Annotated in this window: 17 protein-coding genes and 1 riboswitch; of the genes, 2 read left to right on the forward strand and 15 right to left on the reverse strand. The window is 42.9% G+C overall.

Translation table 11 applies throughout. From position 1 onward, the window contains the following. Positions 1-155: 155 nt before the first annotated feature. The 14 genes from E4K68_RS07210 to E4K68_RS07275 all read right to left on the reverse strand — a co-directional run bounded on the left by E4K68_RS07210 (position 156) and on the right by E4K68_RS07275 (position 19916). Positions 156-1076 carry a DMT family transporter gene (locus E4K68_RS07210; RefSeq protein WP_135378263.1) on the reverse strand — a complete coding sequence of 307 codons (921 nt, stop codon included), beginning with the start codon at positions 1074-1076 and terminating at the stop codon, positions 156-158. 191 nt (positions 1077-1267) lie between these two features. Next, on the reverse strand, positions 1268-2272 hold the full coding sequence (locus tag E4K68_RS07215; RefSeq protein ID WP_135378264.1) for an ABC transporter substrate-binding protein: 1005 nt from the start codon (positions 2270-2272) through the stop codon (positions 1268-1270). Between the two features lie 81 nt (positions 2273-2353). After that, entirely contained in the window at positions 2354-3193 is an 840-nt protein-coding gene (locus E4K68_RS07220) for an ABC transporter permease (RefSeq protein ID WP_135378265.1), read from the reverse strand. Continuing rightward, positions 3186-3953: an ABC transporter ATP-binding protein gene (locus tag E4K68_RS07225; RefSeq protein WP_135378266.1), complete on the reverse strand. Its 768-nt coding sequence runs from the start codon at positions 3951-3953 to the stop codon at positions 3186-3188. Before E4K68_RS07225 ends, E4K68_RS07220 begins: the two co-directional genes overlap by 8 nt. A 365-nt stretch (positions 3954-4318) precedes the next feature. Next, complete coding sequence (locus E4K68_RS07230) at positions 4319-5494, reverse strand: MalY/PatB family protein (RefSeq protein ID WP_135378267.1); 1176 nt, start codon at positions 5492-5494, stop codon at positions 4319-4321. 61 nt (positions 5495-5555) lie between these two features. Further along, positions 5556-6014 carry a (2Fe-2S)-binding protein gene (locus E4K68_RS07235; protein WP_135378268.1) on the reverse strand — a complete coding sequence of 153 codons (459 nt, stop codon included), beginning with the start codon at positions 6012-6014 and terminating at the stop codon, positions 5556-5558. Positions 6015-6032: 18 nt separating this feature from the next. Next, entirely contained in the window at positions 6033-8318 is a 2286-nt protein-coding gene (locus E4K68_RS07240; RefSeq protein ID WP_243450292.1) for a molybdopterin cofactor-binding domain-containing protein, read from the reverse strand. Positions 8319-8844: 526 nt separating this feature from the next. Then, positions 8845-11070 carry a YcdB/YcdC domain-containing protein gene (locus E4K68_RS07245; protein ID WP_135378270.1) on the reverse strand — a complete coding sequence of 742 codons (2226 nt, stop codon included), beginning with the start codon at positions 11068-11070 and terminating at the stop codon, positions 8845-8847. Between the two features lie 602 nt (positions 11071-11672). Beyond that, complete coding sequence (locus E4K68_RS07250) at positions 11673-12431, reverse strand: carbonic anhydrase (RefSeq protein WP_135378271.1); 759 nt, start codon at positions 12429-12431, stop codon at positions 11673-11675. A gap of 316 nt (positions 12432-12747) precedes the next feature. Then, positions 12748-13914: a DNA polymerase IV gene (dinB, locus tag E4K68_RS07255; protein ID WP_135378272.1), complete on the reverse strand. Its 1167-nt coding sequence runs from the start codon at positions 13912-13914 to the stop codon at positions 12748-12750. 35 nt (positions 13915-13949) lie between these two features. Then, positions 13950-14261 (reverse strand): hypothetical protein, encoded by a 312-nt coding sequence (locus tag E4K68_RS07260; RefSeq protein ID WP_135378273.1) that lies wholly within the window; start codon positions 14259-14261, stop codon positions 13950-13952. Between the two features lie 139 nt (positions 14262-14400). After that, positions 14401-18183 carry a phosphoribosylformylglycinamidine synthase gene (locus E4K68_RS07265; RefSeq protein WP_135378274.1) on the reverse strand — a complete coding sequence of 1261 codons (3783 nt, stop codon included), beginning with the start codon at positions 18181-18183 and terminating at the stop codon, positions 14401-14403. 212 nt (positions 18184-18395) lie between these two features. After that, a complete protein-coding gene (locus E4K68_RS07270; RefSeq protein ID WP_243450293.1) occupies positions 18396-19559 on the reverse strand; it encodes a GIY-YIG nuclease family protein in 1164 nt (387 codons plus the stop codon). Positions 19560-19685: 126 nt separating this feature from the next. After that, positions 19686-19916 (reverse strand): DUF2164 family protein, encoded by a 231-nt coding sequence (locus E4K68_RS07275; RefSeq protein WP_199241713.1) that lies wholly within the window; start codon positions 19914-19916, stop codon positions 19686-19688. Positions 19917-20224: 308 nt separating this feature from the next. On the opposite strand from E4K68_RS07275, the gene E4K68_RS07280 reads away from it, so the two are divergent. Further along, positions 20225-20575: a YojF family protein gene (locus tag E4K68_RS07280; protein ID WP_135378275.1), complete on the forward strand. Its 351-nt coding sequence runs from the start codon at positions 20225-20227 to the stop codon at positions 20573-20575. Positions 20576-20652: 77 nt separating this feature from the next. Beyond that, positions 20653-21324 (forward strand): bacillithiol biosynthesis deacetylase BshB2, encoded by a 672-nt coding sequence (gene bshB2, locus E4K68_RS07285; protein ID WP_135378276.1) that lies wholly within the window; start codon positions 20653-20655, stop codon positions 21322-21324. Between the two features lie 184 nt (positions 21325-21508). Here the strand turns inward: bshB2 and lysA are convergent, their stop codons facing one another. Continuing rightward, positions 21509-22768, reverse strand: coding sequence for a diaminopimelate decarboxylase (gene lysA / locus E4K68_RS07290; RefSeq protein ID WP_135378277.1), 1260 nt, complete (start codon positions 22766-22768; stop codon positions 21509-21511). Positions 22769-22860: 92 nt separating this feature from the next. After that, a riboswitch (Lysine riboswitch) is annotated at positions 22861-23035 on the reverse strand. Positions 23036-23080: the final 45 nt, after the last annotated feature.

Here is a 23080-nt window from a genome sequence, read left to right on the forward strand (position 1 = left end):
AATTCTATGGAGGAATTTATAAGTAAACGAAAGCCGGTTTTCCTACTCTAAGGAAAACCGGCTTTTTGCTTTCAGGCTATGTCTAAGGGTACATTTTTGCATGACTTAAGTAACATTGTGTGATAGATGACCTTGTTGAAAACTCGCACGAAAAGCTACTGAAAATTATTCTGAGCCGATCTTACCTCTATCGTAACTTTGGGAGAAGGAGACAAAACCGCTAAAATCCCCCCCAGGACAACAAAAATTCCCCCAAACACTTGTAAAAGAGTGAGATGTTCGTCAAGCAATATCACGGCTAAACCAACAGTCATCACAGGTTCCATGGTACTAATAATCGATGCAGACGTTGCACCGATGCGCTTCATACCCTGGAAAAATGTGAGCATGGCTATAATAGTTGAGAACAGAGTTATGCCCCCAATCCACATCCACGTGCCCCAGGAGAGATTCCACGTCACCCCGCCCAATGGAAGTCCTATGACCCCATATGTCAGTGCAGCGGAAGTGGATATTACGGTCGTACTTACTAACGATGTCGTTGTCTGTAATACTTTATTTCCTACGAGAATGTAAATCGCATAGACAAATGCAGACCCAAGTGCCAAAGTAACCCCAAAAAAATTAATTCCCTGCAGTGCTACCCCGAGTACTGAGACTAAGCCTAATGTTGATAGGATTAAACCCATAAGTTTATGACTAGAATATTTCTCTTGTTTACTCAATATCGCAATAACCGTGACAATGATGGGATATGCATACAGGAGCAAAGCAGCTAAAGACGCTGGAATATAACGTACAGAAGTTAAGTAGAGCCCCGCCATCATAGAATAGCCAATTCCTCCCATGCCCCATAAAGTTAGCCATGTTTTAAGGGGTAATCTGGGAAATCCTTCTCTCCAAATTGTGAGAGTCCAGAAAAAAAGGGCGGCTATCGTAAATCGAACAAATAATACAGTAGAAAGGCCCGCTCCACCAGCAAATACAAACTTCCCCATAATAGGGTAAACACTAAACCCCAAGGTAGAAATAAGGATTAATATAACACTAAATCCAATAGGTTGTTTAGCAGACATTACATAACTCCTTCATTAAGTTGTTTCCATTAAAAGTACGGCGTTTTTCGGTCTGATTTCTGTCACGTTCAAAGCTTCCTGTCGTATCCTTATCTTATCATACGATGAAGAAAAATGGTCTATAAGATAATACCACGAAAAAAGGGATCAAGCGTAAAGCTTAATCCCTAATTGCTAATCCCAACCCTAGGTTATTTGAAGTTTTTAATCGCCTTTTCACCAAATTTTCCCGTTACCACTTTTTCATAAGGAGCGATCTTATTGAGTTCTCCCGCATCCTTAATGATTTGTTGAAGAAGATAAAAATCCTTTTCATTAAGAACAGGGTCTTTTTTCCAAGTGTTCTGTTCTTTATAACGTTTAACTGAGCTCACGAGTACCTCTTCGTTTTCGTCCGGAAATTGAGGTTTTATAGCCTTGGCAATTTCCTCTGGAGTATGATTTGCTACCCAAAGCTGACCCTTATAAATTGCATTCGTAAATTTCTGAATTAGTTCTGGATTCTTCTCGATCGTACTCTTCTTTGTGAAATATGCAGTATAGGGCACGTCACCACTTTCTTTACCCAGAGAGGCTACGATATAAGCTTTACCCTCTTTCTGCATGCTAGAAGCTGTTGGTTCAAAGATTATGACATAATCCCCTTTGCCCCCCATAAAAGCACCAGGCATAGCTGCAAATTGCATCGTGGTATCGACGGATACGTCTTTTCCTGGCACAAGCCCATTTCTACTCAAGACGTATTCGAGGACAATGGCCGGCATTCCGCCTTTACGTCCGCCAATAACACTCTTGCCTTTAAGATCACTCCATTGGAAGTTTGGTTCGGGCTTCCTACCCATTAGAAAGGTTCCATCCCCGTTTGTGAGTTGGGCAAACACCACACTATTATCCTCTTTGCCTTCATTATAGACATAGACACTTGCTTCAGGTCCGGCGAATCCAATGTCGACTTGACCTGACAACACCGCAGTCATGACCTTATCCGCACCTTGCCCATTGGAAAGCTCAATTTCGAGCCCTTCTTCCTTGAAGAACCCTTGAGTTAAGGCTACATACTGCGGAGCATAGAAAATGGAGTGTGTGACCTCAGACAATTTAACCTTAGTAAGCCCAATTTGATCACTACACCCTGTTAAAACTAAGGACATCCCCAAGAGTAGCACAATAAGTACAAGCATAAACCTATTTTTCATAATGATCCTCCTCTTCTTTTGAGTTGTGTAAGTAATTTCTCGAAAGGTCTCGCGAATACGGAATTTCTCGAAAGGAATTATTTATTGTTTGTTTTTCACAAGGATTTTCTCAAGAAAAACCACCCCCTGATACATCAAGGCCGCTGCTACCCCTAGAATGATGACACTTGTCATAACAAGATCTAATTTAAACACTTGCCCCCCGTATACAATGAGGTAGCCTAACCCTGCTTTAGATACTAAGAATTCTCCCACGATGACCCCGACCCACGATAATCCAACATTGATCTTAAGTGCATTGATAATCGTCGGAGACGATGCCGGAAGTAACACTTTCGTCAGCACTTGCAATTTTGTACCCCCAAAGGTTTGGACGAGTTTGATTTTTTCCTGGTCAATCGCCAAAAAACCGTTTAACACCTCTAATACCGTGACAATGAGAGAAATAGCCAACGTCATGATAATAATTGCCGCAGAGCCTGCACCGATCCATACGATAAACACAGGTCCAAGTGCAATTTTGGGCAAACTGTTAAGAATCACTAAATAAGGTTCTGAGATTTTACACAGAAATTCTGACCACCATAAGAGTATAGCGATCACCGTGCCCAAAAGTGTTCCCAAGACAAATCCAACAATTGCTTCAAGGCAGGTAATTCCAATGTGCTGAAAAAGCACCCCCTCTTCATACAACCTAATAATAGTTATGGCGATTCTTGAGGGCTGACTAGTTATGAAAGGGTCTACAATTCTAGCATTGGCGCAGATTTCCCAAAGTGCTAGCGCTAAAGTCAGAATCATAAATTGAATGACTCTAATCCATAGTTTTTCCATCTTGACCCGTCGTAAATAGTCTTTATGTTCTTGAGAAACATCTGGAACCTTAACCAAGTGAAGGATTTCTTGATCTATGTTAGACATGGACATCCAGCCCCTTCCATATCTCCTGAAAAAATTGCTGGAACTTTGGCGCTTCCCGCGAGGATAAGGGTGTTCTATCATCCAAACTTAAGTCGATTTCATAGATGTTTTTCACCGTACCGGGTCGCTTAGATAAGAGAACGACGCGGTCTGCCATGCTAATGCTCTCTGCAATGTCATGAGTGACAAGAAGAGCGGTTTTGTTCTCTTTTTTGATGATGGCATAGATATCATCATTGACCACAAGTCGTGTCTGATAATCCAGTGCCGAAAAGGCCTCATCTAAAAGAAGGATTTGCGGATTAGTGACAAGGGTTCGTATAAGGGCGACTCGTTGTCTCATCCCGCCTGAAAGCTGGTTCGGATATTTGTTTCTGAATTCGTAAAGTCCATACGTCTTAAGGAGTTCCATGGCACGTTCCTTTGCTTCAGTTGTCACTTCTCTTCTAATTTCGAGTCCGAGCATGACATTTTGAAAAATGGTTCTCCAATCAAAAAGATGGTCCTTTTGCAACATGTACCCGATCTTTCGAGATGTCCCCGTGACCTTCTCACCACTAAGCAAGACGGTCCCGGAGGTTGGGGCCAGTAACCCAGATATGATCGATAACAAGGTGGATTTGCCGCATCCGCTTGGACCGACAATGCTTACAAACTCTCCTTCACGAATCGAAAAGTTGATATTATCAAGAGCCGTTATCTCCCCATTGAGGGATTGATAGTTCATTCCTACATCATGTATCTCAAGAAGCTGGTTCAATGGCACTCCCCCCTTAGGCATCTTATCTATTTAATAGTCTATTAAAGGATGTATTCATGGGTGAGGAATACGAAAATTTACCAAATTCGCATGACAGCGCGTAGTTGCAATGTCTAAGAAAATTATGTGATGCCCCAGAAATATATGGCGTGAACATTACTTATAAAGAAGTATTCAAAATGCTAAACTTATCTAATGATGAGTAGCTTAGACTAAGTGCATATGGAAAACAGAACAGCCGTAGACTTTTCAAAGTCACGGCTGTTCTGTTGTAGAAAATCATCAGTATTATATTATTCTTTTACTATTGGGCCAAGTTCTAGATTAAACATTTAAAGTTCCTAGATAGAAATCAGGAATCTAATCTAGTCCAACTCTATAACCGCTGTTTTTAAGCGCTGTAATCCTTCTTCTATCACTGAGCGGGAACAACCCAAATTGAGCCGCGCAAAGCCTTCTCCTCCAGGTCCAAATAGGTAACCGGCATTTAAGCCTACCCCCGCCTTATGTACTAGGAATTTCTGTAATTCCTTCGGTTCCATCCCCAATGCCCTAAAATCAAGCCACATCAGGTAGGTTCCTTCAGGTCGGATCGCCTGAATCTGGGGCAGCTCTCGGGCAAGGAAGGATACTAAAAACTCTTCGTTTCCCTTCAAATAGTGCATTAGCTGTTCCAGCCAATCCCAGCCATGACGATAGGCTGCTTCCATTGCCGTTATGCCGAACACATTAGGATGATGAATTCCGGTCAAATCTAGTGATGCTTGATAGCTCTGTCGAAGCGTGGAATTCGGAATAATCAAGTTCGAGGTTTGCAAACCAGCTAGGTTGAACGTCTTGCTAGGGGCTGTGCAAACAATCGATTGCTCGGCCAATTCTGGAGATAGAGAGGCGAAGGGAATATGTCGATAACCCTCATAGATAAGATCACCATGAATTTCGTCAGAAATGACTAGGACATCCTGAGCTACGCAAAGTTTTCCTAAGCGTTCCAGTTCTCCTCGTCCCCACACTCGCCCAACAGGATTGTGCGGGTTGCAAAGAATCATCATCTTAACACCACTTGTAAACTTCTCTTCCAAGTCCACAAAATCCATGGTGTACCGACCGTCTTCCAAGATTAGCTGGCTATTCACAACCTCACGGCCATGATTTTTTATCGCCTGAAAGAAAGGCGGATAAACTGGGGATTGAATAAGAACTTTATCCCCAGGCTTAGTTAAACTCCGTACTAATTCATTTAATGCTGGAACAATTCCGGGGCTGAATGTAATCCAGTCTTTTTGGATCACCCAACCATGCCTCTTCTGAGTCCAATCAATGAGCGCCAGGTAATATTCGTCCGTTCCGTCTGAATAACCGTATATTCCATGCTTCGCACGGTTCACCAATGCCTCAATCACGTCATCTGGGGCAGGAAAATCCATATCAGCGACCCACATCGGCAAAATGTCTTCGCGACCAAAAAACCGTTGATTAAAATCCCATTTTATGGAACCAGTGTCTTTCCTGTCGGTTATTTGGTCAAAATCGTAGCGCATTGAATCTCTCCCATACTAATTATTTCTTCAAACTCTATAAAGTTCCTGTCAAACGTATGATTCAAATGCCCTCAGAAGCAGCCTTTATCGCATGGACGATCTTGTTATAGCCAGTACATCGGCAGAGATTACCCGCTATAGAGAGCTTAATTTCTTCTTCGGTTGGATGAGGATTTGCCATTAGTAAGGCTTTTGCGGACATGAGCATTCCCGGTGTACAGTAGCCACATTGAACTGCGATGTTATTAATAAAGGATTCCTGTAGTCTATCTAACTGTCCGTCCTTTTCCAGTGCTTCGATGGTAAGTATTTCCTTACCTCTGACTTGAGGTGCTAGGACAAGGCAAGAATTAACCGCTTTTCCATTCATAATGACTGTGCAAGAGCCGCACTCTCCTTCACTACATCCTTCTTTTGTCCCCGTTAGTCCTAGTTCCTCTCTCAACAAATCAACTAATCTCATGGTTGGACGAATATCCATCGTATGCTCTTTTCCGTTAACCGTAAACTCTATAAGCATAACTTTTCCACCCTTATCTTAAACTATTTCGACTTCTAAAGACTGATCGGCTATTAAGGCAGTCAATATTTTTTCTGGTGTCAGTGGCATGATTGATAAGGCTGTCCCAAGAGCATTGTTTACAGCATTGATCACAGCAGCAGCAACAGGAACGAAGGCTATTTCCCCCACACTTTTGGCACCGAAGGGACCTTCATCTCCTCCTTGTTCAATCAAAAACGTTTTGACTGTGGGCATATCAGGAGCATTAATCACATGATAGTTTTTGAAACTGCTGTTCAGGATACTGCCGTCTCTACCTACCCTTACTTCTTCAAATAAGGCGTAGCCTATCCCCATCTGAACGCCCCCCTGAATCTGTCCTTCGACCATTCCAGGATTTATTGCTTTTCCAATATCATGAACTGCCAGATAATCTGTAACACTGACCTTGCCAGTCTTTGTGTCAACCTCGACCTCGGCGAAATGTACGGCATATACACCCGGATTAGACGACCCATGATAGGTATGCGTAATCACGATGTCGGTATCATCCATGATTTTAGCGGTCGTCGCAATTTCACGGTAACTTAGGGCATGTTGTTCATTTCCAATAACCAATACTTTTCCGTCTTCTGCCTTTAAAGACAGTTTAGGCTTCTGCATAATAAGGGATGCACATTCCAATAGTTTCTCTTTAACCATCTTAGCTACTTCATAGGCACAGGCACCACAAATATAGGTAACTCTACTCCCATAAGAACCAAAATCATAAGGTCCATAGTCTGTATCTGCTTCTAAAACGGTAATGTAACTTGGATCAAGATCTAATACCTCGGCGGCAATCTGTTTCATCGAAGTAATCGTTCCACAGCCAATATCATGTAGACCAGTATTCAAAATGAAACTGCCATCCTCATTCATTTTCAGGGTCATGGTGCTATGTTCAGGAAAACCGCCGTACATACCATTTTTATGGGCTGCGCAGGCAAATCCTATCCCCCGGCGATACCTACCGTCACCCGGATCCCTCTTATATCGGTTGCTCCAACCAAACGTTTCAGCCCCTTTTTTCAAACACTCAATTACCTGAGCATTTCCCAGTGAAAAGTGGGAAGCTTTATCAATATCATAGGGATGAACAAGATTCTTGAGTCTGAATTCTACAGGGTCCAACATCAACCTTTTGGCTACAGCATCCATATGGATTTCCAGAGCAGTCATTATTTCAGGAGCACCCCACCCTCTTGCCCCACCTCCAACCGGTGTATTGGTATATACAATCCTTCCATGATGTTTGTAATAAGGGATTCTATATAATCTCGATGTTTTCTTGGACATTGCAAAAGCATTGTCCACAGAACTGGTAGCGTAGGCTCCAGCATCTATAACGCTATCAACCTTGCAATCGACCAGTATTCCACCTTTTGTGACACTTGTTCGTATACTAGTACTCGTTGCAGGTCTCGTCATAGTAGCGATAATGCTTTCTTCCCTATTAAACATTAATTTGACAGGACGTCTAACCGCCTTGGCTAAAAAAGCGGTAATCGGCTCAATGATCGCTTCTTGTCTTCCGCCGAAAGAACCTCCAGTGGGCATTTTGATGACTCTTACTTTGTTATAGCTCAATTCCAGCAAATCCGCGACAATTGTTCTAACGCCAAAAGCCCCTTGACAAGCAGCCCAGATGGTAAGCTTTCCAGAACTGTTGTAGTCTGCCACACAGACATGGGTTTCCAGCGCTGCATGATGCACTTTTTGAGTAACGGTCGAGGTCTCCACAAAGATGTTCTCATTAAATATTGGAGTCTTTTCTCCTAGTTCGTAAGTAAACTGATGGATCAAATTCCCGTTTGGATGTATTTTCGTTTGATAATCCAGTAGAGCTTCCTCTGGAGTACTCAGAACAGGTAGTACATCGTAATCCACTCTAATCAGGGAAACGGCTTCCTTGGCAATTTCTAGGGTGGTAGCTACCACCGCAGCAACTCGATCTCCTGCAAATCGTACCTTTTCAGTAAAAAGGCGCTCATCCTCCGTACAAAATTCTTGATTAGGAACAATCCGATAGCGACTGTAAGGTTTGTTTGGGGTATTTATATGCGTAAAAACTCCTATAACTCCAGGAAGCGCTTTCGCTCTGCTTGTATCAAGTTTCGTAATTAGCCCGTGGGCAATTGGACTTAATAGCAATTTTGCATACAACATATTGGGCAATTTCATATCACTAACATACACCAATTCTCCCCTCACCTTTTGAGTCGCATCATGAATTGGAAATGTTTTTCCGACATATTTCAAATCCTTGTTCAAAATCTTCACTCCCGTGCCTTATTCACACATCTTCGAGCAATCATCTGAATTCATATCTAATTATATTGGTAATTATAGCATTAATTGAACCTAAAAAGTTTACGAGAATTTGACATTGCCAAGAATCGACCCGATGTGTAGATTAACGTAGAAGGTGAAAAAAAATCGGGTAGGTAATTCATAGAATACAGAATTACCTACCCGTTTTACTAAGTTTGAATAGAATAATACTAATTAGTGTTTTACAAATACCACGTTTATAGCTTTGATTAGAGCTTCTACTGTATCTCCTTCTTTAAAACCAGCGTCTTCGAGGCTTTCCCGCGTCATCACGGACGCGACTTCGGGGGCATTGTTTCAACCCTCAACACTCATTTTGACCAAGGCCATAAGCTCATCGGTCTTGATTTCTTCAATGACACCATAAATCTTGTTTCTTACTCCAGCTTCCATTTATAGCACCTCCTTCGATTTCCCAGTTATTGTTAGCTAAAATGCCCAAAATAATACTGGGAAATGAAGAATACGACTAACATCAACTACGCCAGGTCAGTGCCCTATAGAGAGCAATTGCGGCTTCGCCACGGTTTACTGCTTCTTGAGGACCCAGCACCTGCCCCTCTACTTTGAGTATGCCAGTGCCGCTCGCAAGGGCAATATAACCTAAAGCATCTGGGCTAATTTGCGCAGCATCCTGGAAATTGACTTTATAAATCCCGTCGAGTTCAGCTAACTTATTTAATTGAATATAACGAAGCAAGACTTTAGCCAAAAGTTCACGATTGACCGGATCTCCAGGCTGAAGGTCTTCCTTTAACCATCCTTGTTCCTTGGCTTTGGTCAAGATTTCAATCTCTGTAAGACCAGTATTTCCCCATAAACCTGACCTGCTAAGATACATCGCACGTAACAGCGAACTAATGCTCATGTTCTCAGAAGGTTTAAAACTATCACCAAAATCACCGAATAATCCTGCTTCCCCCAGTGCTGCTAGCTCTTGGACTCCGTTAACCCCCGCCAGATCCGTAAAAAAATAGGGTTTTGGTCCTTTCTCTAGGGGTTGCCCCTGGTAATCAAGCATTTCGCCGCACTTAGCATCGATTATGTTGGAGAGTGGAAGACTACGGTCTAGCGCAACAGGAAGATAAACCAAACGTAAACTCCCTGGCAAGCCATTGGAATAGATGCGGACATAAACCAACGATAGAGGGCGCGCCTTCAGAAAGGACGCTACAGCCGTATCTTTACTGAGAATTCCGGAAACATCCGGCAAATCAAAATCTGACCAATTGAGTTCATAACCGGTGAGCAAGCCCGTCACAGGATCGACATTGACAGTCATGCCATTATTCGGGAAATCAACATCATTGGCCACTCTATGATATGAAAACGATTGTATGTTCCTCGGTTCAGGGCTCATTTTACCATCGGAGTTATTTTCGGGGTCCAAAGCCACTTGGCTAAACCGGTCGGACTGGACCCTTTTGAGGAACTCCTCGGCTAACTTTTGCGCTGCAACCCGGTCGAGTTTAGCCTCAGTCTTCCCGGATGGCTGATAAGATATATTAAAACCAAGCAACTCACCGCTTGAGGCACTGACCCTAGCACTAAGGAATTGAGCCTTTCCTTCCCCTGTTTCAGACCCAGTGTTGTTCCAGTCAAAACTCCAGACGCGTTTATCCGCACTTCGCCAGTCAACACCCAAATTAGCGCTGCGTAGTATTAGGTTATCGGGTATCCCAATCCAACGCTGTACTGCAGCAATCCCCTCGTCTCTTTTAAGGAGCTTGGCAGTACGTTCTACTTCTTGTTGTTCCTGTGGAGTCAGGACGATTGTCCCATTTGAGATTGAGCCAGCCCGGTCCTCTTTAGCACTGCCCATTCCACCACTCATTGTAAAATCAGTTGACAGCCAATCTCCCGGAGCAACCTGAAGTGGTTTCCCCGTGAAGGCATCGATCGCTCCCCCGCTTTGGCCTGTTAATTGGTAAACAAGTTTAACTTCTTGTTTTTGGCCAGCAACCAGCGGTTTATAGGAAGCTGGAACCCAGTATTCAAGTTTGAAAAAGGGTGCTACTGCGAAAGTTTGTTGAGCCTGGTCGACGTTGACCACGTCCTTAGGCTCGGGCGCTTTCACGTCACTCCAATTAAAGTTATAAGAAGTGATGTGCCCATCGATGCTAGACACTTGTAAATTCACACCATTACTCAGAAAAGGCAAGTCGTTAATGAGTCTTTGATATTGAAACGAATAATTAATATGGCTGTAATTACTCACTGGCACTAGCATTTGATCACTTGGAAGAAGCCGTACTTGTTTAGCTCGTTCGCCCAACAGACGAGTCAGTAAAGCGTCACTTATTTCCTGAGCACGAAGTTTTGTAATCGTTGGATTTTCCCCGTTTTTACTCGCTTGTTGAACATCTTTCCAATAGTTTATACTCAAAATATCACCGTTTGCGGCACTAACCTCAGCCGCAAAATCCCCTGGACTTTGCGCCGTACCATTCCAGTGTAGAGACCATACTTGGCGATCATCGTTGGTATTGTAGGTAGAATTAAAATCAGTGTATTCATTAGGCACGTCAAAGTTGGTTTTCACGATTTGAATCGCTTTTTCTAACGTGATTTCAGGCACGGCTAAAACCTGAGTCGTTGGCGATGAACTGCTTTCTCCCGCTAGGGCTGTCACAGTAATCATCTGCATAAGCAACAGAGCAACTCCCATCACAGCTAAGATACGGCGCCAATTCTTCTGCATGCAATCCTCCACCTTTCTCTTTTCCTTATTCTTCCCTTCTCTATCAATAGTGTAAATCCTTCTATATGTGACCTCTTCATGATGTCCTTAGCCTAAATACTCCCAATAACCTCCTTCCAAACTTTATGCTTGTCCCTTTCCTCTTAGACTTGAGTGCTTCAATGGTTTCACTTATTAATATAGACGCACTACGATACATTTTTCTGACGAAGATATTATCGACATCTATTTGCATTATCTGCACCCTTACTTTTCCAAAATTACAAATAAACCTTAAATATTAAGGTTTCAAAAAACAATATCAACTTGTTTAATATAGTTATTATCAATAATTATATTAAAGGAATGAAGTGCTCGTGTGAAAGAATCTAAAACGGACTGATGTGAAAGCACTCCAAACCCGAGAATTTCTCGAAGCATCAGGGAATCTTAAACCCAGCCCGCTATGGTGAGTGATACAACGTGTTTCTGATAGTGCCTTTCATATTTGGTTAGTCATCTTAAGTTATCGAAAATCTATCACGTTAGCAGAAGCCTTTGTGTCCATTGTGGAAAGGTGATATTGTTTATGCAATAAAAAGATTCTAAATCTGTTGATGAATCTAATCCTTAATCAAGTTTGACAAACCCTCATCGAGATCATACTTCATGCCTATAACTTTAACTTGTTTTGCTTCCATACCCTCTTTAACAATGGGACTCCTGGAGATATCCGTAAGAGCATCCTGAATATTTAGATCAGTACTCTTTTCTATTAATTCTTTGCCAGTTGCCCCTGTAGCCCTAGCCTCATTGACTGCGGGTTTAAGTTTCTCAATGATTGCTGCAATACTACCGTGTGTTTCACCGCCCTGCACAGCTGCTGTGACAGCACCGCATTCCTCATGACCTAGAACTACCACTAAAGGAGCCTTTAGATGTTCAACCGCATACTCTATGCTTCCCAATTCGACTGGGGTAACGACATTTCCCGCAACACGGACGACGAATAAGTCACCGAGGGCTTGGTCAAATAAAAGTTCGGGTGGTACCCTTGAGTCTGAGCAACTCACAATAATGGCAAATGGGTGTTGTCCATTCTTCATCAAATCGCTTCGTCTTGTATAACTAAAGTCCTTACTCAAGGGCGTACCCGAAGTGAAACGCCGATTTCCCTCAACGAGAAGTTGTTGTGCTATCTCTGGTGAGGAAATTACCTCGACTCGTTTGTAGACGGGAGCTGCAATAACCTGCTGAACGGCCAAGTTTTCCACCTCTGAAGATTGTTTATCAGCCATTGGCGAGGTTTGACTTCCGCACCCACTTAGGATCATCGCTAGACTAAGTAACGCGGCACCGATATAAGTTAATGGTTTCTTCACAGTTTCTCTCCTTTGCATTCCTATTCATAGGCCAAATTCTTGACATATAGTCAGTTTGCCGTAAACCTTGACGTTTTAGTCCTACCCGTAAACCATCGATGATATTAGGCAAAGCGCAAGAGGTTCACCGTGTCCAACTTCTGTTCGATTCGGTCAAGCTATAGAAGGCATCATTCGTTGTCAATGAAATGTGACCCTAAAAGTTTTTTATCAAATACTAGAACGAACGAAAAAGCTGGGCTTTCCAAAATGCAGGAAAACTCAGCTTTTATCAGTCAGAATGTTTCTTTGAGTATGATCCAATTCTCTCGAGGGGTCACAAGAGTCTAGCCCTTGTGATACTATGATCACCGTATTTTTCATTGACTAAATCAAGAACCTTAATAAGATTTTCACGTTCCTGTTGGGGTTCTTCAAACAACGATAGCTGTGCTTCCATTTGGTCGGTCAGATTGTTTAGAGTAATCCCAATTAATCTAAGGGGTTGTTTGGGCGAAACTTCTTGCAACAAGTTACGAGCTTCTTGGTAAATGACGTTATCTAGATCAGTGGCTCGTTGTAAAGTGCGTGAACGAGATACTGTACGAAAATCATCATACCGAGCTTTCAAGGTTATTGTTTTACCTTTAAGCATCTCCTTACGCAAATTCCGACCGACTTCAACGGAAAGCTTTAGTAAAGCCGTCTCCAACACTTCTATATCTGCAATATCGGTAGGAAACGTCGTCTCGCGACCGATCGATTTAACGATTCTGTCACTCTCAACGGGTCGATCGTCAATCCCCTGAGCCAACTGATAAAGCTGACTTCCCATAATTCCAAATAGCCGGGTTAAAAATCCCTGCTCCAAGCGACGCAAATCCCTAACCGTTCTAATATTAAGTTTGTGCAACTGCTCAGCTGTTTTTTTGCCGACTCCCCAGATTCTTTCCACAGACAGTGGGTCAAGAAACTCCTGAACTCTATCCGGCGGAACAATGACAAAGCCATTGGGTTTCCGCAAGTCTGAGGCGAGCTTCGCTAGAAACTTGTTGCAGCCTAGGCCAACTGAAGCCGTTAAATTCAGTTCTTGCTGAATCCGCTGTTTAATCGTTAGAGCAATGGTTTCCGCAGGGCCAAATAAGCTCGTTGAACCTGTAACGTCCAAGAAAGCCTCATCCAAGGAGAGTGGCTCCACCATGGGAGTATAAGTTAAAAATATTTGTCTAATATGAAACGATGCTTCTCGATATTTCGGAAAGTTTACTGGTAAAAAAACTGCTTGTGGGCAGCGCCGACAGGCCTCTGCCAAGGGCATGGCCGAGTGAACCCCAAATTTGCGTGCTTCATATGAGGCAGCAGAAACTACGCCTCTGCTGTTGGGTCTGCCTCCGACCACTACTGGCTTTCCCAGTAAGGTCGGATCATCCCGTTGCTCTACAGAGGCGTAGAAGGCATCCATATCGACATGTAATATTCTACGTAAGTTCGCCCAAGCGTCCATGTTTCCCTCAAATCAAAGTATTGGTTCGGTTACGATTACGATTCTTCCACTTCTTTCATCGGGCAAGAATTGGTAAGGTCGATATCCGCAGTTACTTCTTTCCACGAGGCTTCTTTAACGTTGATCGTTTCAAGGATGAGTATCAGGTCCGATCGCCCGAAATAAGCTGGAGCCCCTTGGGGATCTAAGGTCATGAGAACGACGGGAATCCCTTCAAAGATTGGGAGCAATCCTTTGATAATCGTCGATGCGTTAAACGAATTTTGGAATACCGTTGGTTGGACAGAAACAACGGCAATGCTTTTACCTTGTTCTGTGACAACGGCGGCTTCAAAGTGAGTATTCAAGAAATTCATCTCCTATTTCGTCTTAGTTATTGTCGTAACAATTTACCTTGTGTTAGAATTCGACAAGTACTCCAAAAAACCTGCTAAAAAAATGTCTAGTACGTTGAGGAATTAGATCAAACTCTCTGTGTTCAAGGACTTACCCTCTGAAGTAATTTACTCCACCGGCAAAAATCGGCTGATACTTATTACCCGGAACATTTTTCGCTATTTCTAAACCAGTTCTTTCTGAATGGGCCATTTTACCAAGAATGCGTCCATCCGGACTAGTGATTCCTTCGATCGCTTCAAAAGAACCATTTGGCGTATAGATGACATCATTGCTCGGGTTACCGTCGAGATCGACATATTGGGTAGCGACCTGCCCATTATCAATTAACGTCTGAAGCATGTCCTTATTTGCAACAAACCGCCCTTCCCCATGTGAGACGGGCACGGAGTGAATTTCCCCTAATTCAACCCCACTAAACCAAGGGGACAAAACAGAAACGACTTTGGTTTGGACCATGCTGGAAACGTGCCGCCCGATTTTGTTATACGTAAGGGTGGGAGAGTCCTCCATTAAGTCAATGATTTCTCCGTACGGAACGAGACCAAGTTTAATAAGAGCTTGAAATCCATTGCAAATCCCGAGCATCAAACCGTCACGTTGGTTCATTAGTTCCGTCACCGCTTCGTTTATCCAGGGGTTCCTGAACATGGTGGCAATGAATTTACCCGAACCATCCGGTTCATCCCCAGCACTGAAGCCCCCCGGCAGCATGACAATTTGAGCTTGCTTTATCTTCTTAACCATCTCTTCGATGGATTGTTCCACATCCGTTGCCGTTAGATTTCGAATTACCAAGGTTTCTACGAGCCCTCCGGCTTTCTCAAAGGCCTTGGCCGAGTCGTATTCACAGTTGGTACCTGGAAAAACCGGAATAAAGATTCTGGGTTTAGCCACTTTGGAGGACGGTTTTTGAGTATTGCGTAAGTTAAAGCTCATTCGTTGCGGCTCAGCAACGTTTTCCGTTTGCGTAGGGAAGATTTTTTCTAATGGCTTTTTCCAGGCTTGTAAAGCGACATCCAGCTCAACATCCGTTCCATTTACTGTAATGACCGGTTTATCCTGGGTGTTACCGAGAAGTTGGTAGGCTACCTCGCCGAAAGCGTTGGCTAGATCCACCGTTTCCGCGATTTCTAAGACGATCGAGCCGTAGTCGGCCGAAAATAAATCCCTACTAATAGACTGAACGTTAAAAGCCATCCCGATTCTATTGCCAAACGACATTTTGCTAAGAGCGGCTGCTAGTCCTCCCATCCTTACTGTATGTGATGCCAGGACGAATCCGGAATGAATCAACTCAGTTATCTTTCGATAGTTTTTGATGAGGTACTCAAAGTCGGGGACTTCTTGACCATCCCGAATGGCCTTCACCAAGACAACTTGACTACCAACATTTTTAAACTCTTGCGACACAACTTTATCCGCTTCGGTCACATTGACTGCAAAAGCCACCAATGTCGGAGGAACGTGTATATCCATGAAAGTTCCAGACATACTGTCTTTCCCACCGATGGCGGGGATCCCCAGTTTTTTCTGGGCATAAAAAGCACCAAGCAAAGCACTGAAGGGTTTCCCCCATTTTTCCGGATCGGTTCCTAATCGTTCGAAATATTCCTGCAGGGTAAGCCGAACTTTGCGATAATCTCCACCTAGGGCTACGATTTTAGTGACTGCATCAACCACGGCATACAAGGCACCGTGAAACGGACTCCATTTAGACAATTGCGGATTATAACCATAGGTCATCATGGTGGCGGTATTCGTTTCTCCAGACAGCACGGGGATTTTTGCCACCATACCTTCTGAAGGGGTGACTTGATACTTACCTCCCAGTGGCATCAGAACGGAAGACATTCCAATAGTACTGTCAAACCTCTCCACCAAGCCTTTTTGGCTACAGACATTCAAGTCTGCTAAGTTTTCCAACCATGACTTTTTTAAGGAGACGCCTTCAATTGGCATGATTTTGGTCTTGAAGTAGTTACGGCTTTCCTCGGGAAGGGTTACCTGAACCTTCGTGGTCTGCTTGACCCCATTGGTGTTGAGAAATTCCCGGCTGATATCGACAATAGCCTGCCCTCGCCAAAGCATTTTGAGCCTGTGATCAGAACTTACCTGGGCCACTAAAGTTGCTTCTAAGTTTTCCTCATGAGCATAGTGAGCGAACGTCTCAAAATCTTGAGCACGAATAACGACAGCCATGCGCTCCTGCGATTCAGAAATGGCGAGTTCTGTCCCATCAAGGCCTTCGTATTTTTTAGGAACGGCATCAAGGTTAATTTCCAAGCCATCCGTTAATTCGCCAATGGCCACGGAAACCCCACCTGCCCCGAAGTCATTACATCGTTTAATCAAGGTACTCACATTCTCATTACGGAAGAGCCTTTGAATCTTTCGTTCTGTAGGAGGATTTCCTTTTTGCACTTCCGCCCCACAGGTCAGCAAAGACTCCGTGGTGTGTTCTTTTGAAGAACCGGTCGCACCGCCACACCCGTCCCGGCCCGTTCTCCCGCCGACCAGCACGACGACATCTCCAGGTTCAGGGATTTCGCGAACAACATTTTTGCGGGGAGCCGCTGCAATCACTGCCCCAATTTCCATCCGTTTCGCGACAAAGCCTTCATCGTAGACTTCTGTTACTTGCCCTGTAGCAAGTCCAATTTGATTCCCGTAGGAACTATAACCGGAAGCCGCACCCCGGGTAATCTTTCTTTGGGGTAACTTTCCAGACAGGGTATCTTCTAGTTTCGCCCTCGGATCACCGCTCCCAGTCACACGCATTGCTTGGTAAACATAGGTACGACCGGACAAGGGATCTCGAATGGCACCTCCTAGACAAGTAGCCGCGCCACCGAATGGTTCAATTTCTGTAGGATGGTTATGGGTCTCATTTTTAAACATCACTAGCCACTCTTCATTTTGGCCGTCGACATCAACCTCCACAACAATACTACATGCATTGATTTCCTCGGATTCGTCGAGGTCTGGCAATTGCCCTCTCTTTTTAAGTTCTTTCATTCCTAAAACGCCAATATCCATGAGGCAGACATCTCGGGTAGAAACGTTTTCTTCATACACATAATCCCGAGACTTGAGATATTCCTGGTAGGCCGTAGTCAAAGGAGCGTTAAAATCCCCTTCTGAAAAAGCAACCTCTTCAATACGTGTATTAAACGTCGTATGCCGGCAATGATCCGACCAATAAGTATCAATCACTCGGATCTCCGTGATCGTTGGGTTCCTTTTCTCAGTTTCTCGGAAATAGCCCTGACAAAAGGCTAAATCCTCATAACTCATCGCTAAGCCGGTCGCTTGAAAAAACTCTCTCAGCTCATCAGGCGTCATCTCAATGAAACGATCGATAATTTCAACATCTGGCGGGATCACAGATTCAAATTCCAGACTTTCGGGTTTATCTAATGAAGCCTCTCGTGATTCAACAGGGTTAATACAGTAATCTTTGATCTTTTGAAAATCCTCCGCAGCAATTTGACCCTTTAGAACAATCACTTTAGCTGAGGCAATAATGGGCCGCTCTTTCTGAGTCAGGATCTGGACACATTGGGCGGCAGAATCCGCCCGTTGATCATACTGGCCTGGTAGGTATTCCATAGCAAAAACCAGGTCCTTCGTGGGAATTTCTAACTGCTCGTCAAATACTAGGTCCAGCGGTGGCTCTGCAAAAATAATTGGACGGGATTGAGCATACTCCTCATCCGTAATACCGGAAATATCGTAACGATTAATGATTCTTAAATTCTCCAACCCGATGATGCCAAGATTTTCTAACAAATCATTTAAGAGACCCTGGGCTTCAATATCATAGCCCGGCTTTTTCTCGACATAAATTCGTTTGACTAATTGTAATCTCATACTATCCTCCAGCGCTTATTATTTATGAATTCATACACTCGTAGCAAGAGAGCATCGAGTTTTAAATATGTTTAAGGCCATAGCACTTTGTCTATGGCCTTGTCTCCCAAGAATAGATGGCACAAAAATCCTTAGTTTGCATAATACCACGATTCACATCTAAATAAAAGTAAATAACCATATAATCCATGCAATATGGCACTATAACTGCATTATTTCTTCGAGCCTGAACTTCTGGAAGTAATCCCGGTTACTATCTTTATGACCGTGTCATCTAAAGATGTTTCACTCTTTAATCGCGTAGATGGTATCCAAAAACTAATAACCTTATTTCTATTCCTTTTCAGATACGAGTATATTATTTGCGCTTCGTCGATGTCTTGCTGCGTCAATCTATGCAGGTCACTTTTATCAGTTACAAATTTATCCGTAATCATCTGGGTTAGGGTCTGCCTCATCTCTATACTATCTGCCGACATTCTACTAAACACTTTTCCATAAAGTAGTCTATTTCCTTTGATGAGGAATAATTTAGCTAGTTCAGTGTCAATAAGTTCAACAACTAAGATATTCCTATTTTTACTTGAGGATTGAACTAATCGCTGCTTTCCAATGACATGTCGGAGTCCTAGGTAATATTCCCTATATTGGATCGCCTTTTCAAACTTAAGATTCTCAATAGCCGTATCCAACATTTTAGAGAGTTCCTGAGCAGCTACCATATCATTCCCGTTGATCAGTTGCTGGATTTTTTTAATGTGAAGCCAGTATTCATCAGGACTTACTTGCCCGGTACAGACACCTAAACAAGTACCCAATTGCCGAAACAGACAACCATTTACCCTTTTGATTAATCTTGGACTAGTACATTTTCGTATAGGGTAAAAATCACTTAGATATTGTACTGTAGCCTCCACCCGATGAAGACTTGTAAAAGGGCCAAAGTATAACGCACCATCATCCGCTTTATCGTTTACGACTGTTACCTTAGGGTAATGTTCAGCTGGTATTTTGATATAGATGTACTTTTTTTGATTCTTCATCTGCTTATTATACCTAGGTTTTATTTCCTTAATTAGGCGACATTCTTCAAGCAACGCATCTAATTCCGTATCTGTAACTTGATAATTGAACGTATAAATATGATGTATCATTTCAGCAACTTTAGGATCTCGATTTTTTTGGTCATGAAAATATTGAGATACCCTGTTCTTAAGGTTTTTGGCCTTACCGATATAGATAACATTCCCCAATGAATCGAGCATCCTATAGACACCTGGACTTTGTGGAAGTTGCTTAAGTTTTTCCTTCAAAATCATATATTCTCCATAAGTGTGTTCTTGTGCCGGTAGCATTGCAACATATTTAGGTGGCACTGCCGTAGTTACTAACCTGGTAACAAACGCAGCTTCTAAAAGTGCTCCGTTTCTCTAGTGTAATCAGTGGCAAACGGGAATCGCGATTGTTCTGGCATGGTCGAAACAAGTTATATTGTCTAATGATTAATATTTGATGATTTCTAATAAGTCTTCAGTTTTATCGTTCAAAAATTTGTATGAATCGTAAACACCTTGATTATAAAACTCCATTGCTAGTTTATCTGTAATAAAGTCGAGTAATAAACTCGAACCTAAATCTCCCAGTTCCTCTTCTCTTTCTTTTAGAAAATAGGTTTTAATGGCTAAAATCATATCTTGTCTTTTTTCTTTACTTACTTTTATCTTATTATCCAAAATTAATTTCCTCCCACTCTACAAGCTCAGCCTGCCCTAGTACTAATTTCAAACGTACCTCGAGAATTTTAGTTTCCAAGCCACTTTAGGCACATCGGTTACCTAACAGTAATGATTATACCACCTCGAATGGACATTTTGTTATATGAGACTTCGCGTGCGCCCCGGCGGTGCAAAACATCGGAGAAAAGTATATAATGAGGCAAAAAGCATTCTTTAATACTTTAGTGTTCTGAATCAGCCCTTGGGTTGGCTCTCATATAGGAAGCAAATTCAGAATTGAATTAAGTTGAGGTGGTGGATAGTTCATGAAACCAATAGATAAATCGATTGTACAACCTGCGCTGGACATTTTTCTCAACCGCGAAGTGTATCTCCACCTTGAGACGACAAACGGAGCATATGCGGTCCATAGCCAAGAGAGTAAGATGACCGTTGGTGCGTATATTCGCAATGGTCGCATCTGCTTTGGACGAGGGATCATCACGGGTGACGGTCCGTACCGCGTCGGACTCAAGACGGAACTCGGCTGGGTTTACGCGGAAGGACTGACCGATTTTGAGATAGAGCAAGAAGCTCAGCTATTGCTTGCCGGTCATGATCAAGAGGGACGACTGGCTGTGTCGATGGAACTCAGTTTTTCTCCGTTTGAATTGTAAACTCGTCGCATCACCCGCTTTATACGGGTGTTTAGAGTTATCAGTGAAATTATGATTAACGTGGGAGGAATCATTCTTTGGAACAACATGTTCTCGTAATTTTCCCCCATCCAGACGACGAAACGTTTGGATGTGGCGGAACCATAGCGCTCTTCGCCAAATCAGGGGTTCCTGTCACTTATGTCTGTGCTACTCTGGGGCAAATGGGTCGTAATATGGGAAAACCGTTCTTTGCTACTCGAGAGTCGCTGCCGAAGATTCGGGAAGCAGAGTTAGCTGAAGCTTGTGAGGCGATCGGCATTCAACGTGTCATTAAACTCGGGTTACGGGATAAAACGATTGAATTTGAAGACCCAGATCTGTTGTGCGATAGGATTGAACGGACTCTCCGGGAGATTCGTCCAACCCTAGTCCTTACACACTATCCTGGCTATGCGGTGCATCCGGATCATAATGCTCTTGGAGAGGTTACGATCCGTGCTATTTCTCGTCTTTCCGTTCATGAGCGTCCTATCGTATATGCCCATGCTTTTGCACGCGACTGTGAAGGAGTGCTTGGACCACCGGATATCGTCAACGATATTTCATCCGTGTCAGAATTAAAGCTGGCTGCGGTGCAGGCCCATCGATCACAATCCCAAATGTTTCTGGCTCGTATCGCGAGTGAACCACTCAGGGAACAGTCCTCCAAAAACCAGTTCAGTCACATGCTCCAGAGCGAATCTTTCTGGACCTATCGTTTTTCGTAAGGCATCCTTAATGTTCATCTTATAGCCAAAACATAAGTATTTTATATGAGTTAAAATCAAAATCACCGAGTTGTCGTAATGTCCTGAGGGAAGCTTAAAATTGTATAAAAAGGCTGCCTTTTTGTGATGCCATAGACATCATTTTGAGACAGCCTCTTTAAATTTCAACAATTCATTTTAAGATTTAATCCTCTAAACCTGAAAAATCCAAGGTAGCAAAAAGGTCTTCAATCGTTTCCGCCCGCCGGATCATTTCAACACTACCGTCCATCTTGAGAAGTAACTCTGCCGAGCGTAATTTACCATTATAGTTAAATCCCATAGCATGACCATGTGCTCCCGTATCATGGATAACGGCAATATCATCAATATCCATTCTGGGTAATGCCCTATCTATCGCAAATTTGTCGTTATTTTCACACAAGCCCCCTGTAACATCATAAATGTAATCACACGGCCAATCTTCTTTCCCCATCACCGTTATGTGGTGATAAGCCCCATAGAGCCCGGGGCGCATTAAGTCGGCCATACAGGCATCTAACCCTACATAATTTTTATATATTTCTTTCTTATGCAATACTTTAGTTACTAAATAACCATAGGGACCCAAGATCATCCGTCCGCTCTCCATGGCGATTTTCAAAGGGTCCAATCCCTTATCCACAATCAATTTATCGTAAGTGCTCTTTATCCCTCTACTTACAGCCTCCAAGCTAACTGGTTCTTGTTCTGGTCGATAAGGGATTCCAATACCCCCGCCCAAATTAACGAATTCAATTCTTATTCCTAACTTCTCGTATATTTCCCCTATAAGCTTAAACATCATACTGGCAGTCTCAATAAAATACTTAGAATCAAGTTCATTGGATATAATCATCGTGTGGATCCCGAAGCGTTCTACTCCCTTTTCTCGGGCAATTTGATAGGCTTCAAAGATTTGAGCCTTTGTTAAACCATATTTAGCGTCAGCTGGTTTACCAATAATCGCATTTCCCCCATCGCGCAAACGACCAGGATTATAGCGAAACGAAATGATTTTAGGCATACCGAGATATTTTTCTAAATAATCGATCTGAGTTATGTCATCGAGATTAATGATTGCGCCTAATTCTTTGGCCTTTTTATATTCGTGAACAGGAGTATTGTTCGAGGAAAACATAATATTTTCGTCAAAAATTCCGGCCTTTTCAGCTAAAATAAGTTCTGCCATTGAACTACAGTCTGCTCCGAATCCTTCCTCACGCAAGACTTTAAGGATATATGGGTTAGGTGTTGCTTTAACTGCAAAATACTCTTTGAATTCAGGTGCCCAACTAAAAGCTTCAATTAACTTACGGGCATTTTTCCGAATGGCCCGTTCATCGTAAATATGAAACGGTGAACCGTATTGCTCGATCATTGTCTCCAGCTGTTCCTTGGTAAAAGGTAATACTTTCTCTGCCACTAATGTTCTCCTCCTATTTCAATGATTTATAAATAATAAAAAAGCAGTCTAAAGAGCGCACTCCTAAACTGCTTAAGTATCTAAGCGAATCTTTAAGAGATAGTGCTCCACCCAACGTCTAGGTGACAGTTATGTACATATTAAATACACAACCAGTAAAAGTCCTTATACCGCAGCCTTTTACTTCGGCAATCATTCCTTTCGGCACACCTCATAGCTGGATCGCTTAGTGTGCTTAGTCTTAATAACTGCACCTCTATCATAATTATCAAGTTGTTATATTATGCAACAATGTTTAAATAAATGTCAATC

This window comes from Desulfosporosinus sp. Sb-LF, assembly GCF_004766055.1.
Classification (GTDB): Bacteria; Bacillota; Desulfitobacteriia; order Desulfitobacteriales; family Desulfitobacteriaceae; genus Desulfosporosinus.

What these genes read in the sequence shown, in the direction of transcription:
- E4K68_RS07210 (WP_135378263.1), bottom strand. Translation starts at nt 1,076, where the DNA reads ATGTCTGCTAAACAACCTATTGGATTTAGTGTTATATTAATCCTTATT.
- E4K68_RS07215 (WP_135378264.1), bottom strand. Translation starts at nt 2,272, where the DNA reads ATGAAAAATAGGTTTATGCTTGTACTTATTGTGCTACTCTTGGGGATG.
- E4K68_RS07220 (WP_135378265.1), bottom strand. Translation starts at nt 3,193, where the DNA reads ATGTCTAACATAGATCAAGAAATCCTTCACTTGGTTAAGGTTCCAGAT.
- E4K68_RS07230 (WP_135378267.1), bottom strand. Translation starts at nt 5,494, where the DNA reads ATGCGCTACGATTTTGACCAAATAACCGACAGGAAAGACACTGGTTCC.
- E4K68_RS07235 (WP_135378268.1), bottom strand. Translation starts at nt 6,014, where the DNA reads ATGCTTATAGAGTTTACGGTTAACGGAAAAGAGCATACGATGGATATT.
- E4K68_RS07245 (WP_135378270.1), bottom strand. Translation starts at nt 11,070, where the DNA reads ATGCAGAAGAATTGGCGCCGTATCTTAGCTGTGATGGGAGTTGCTCTG.
- dinB (WP_135378272.1), bottom strand. Translation starts at nt 13,914, where the DNA reads ATGGACGCTTGGGCGAACTTACGTAGAATATTACATGTCGATATGGAT.
- E4K68_RS07265 (WP_135378274.1), bottom strand. Translation starts at nt 18,183, where the DNA reads ATGAGATTACAATTAGTCAAACGAATTTATGTCGAGAAAAAGCCGGGC.
- E4K68_RS07280 (WP_135378275.1), top strand. Translation starts at nt 20,225, where the DNA reads ATGAAACCAATAGATAAATCGATTGTACAACCTGCGCTGGACATTTTT.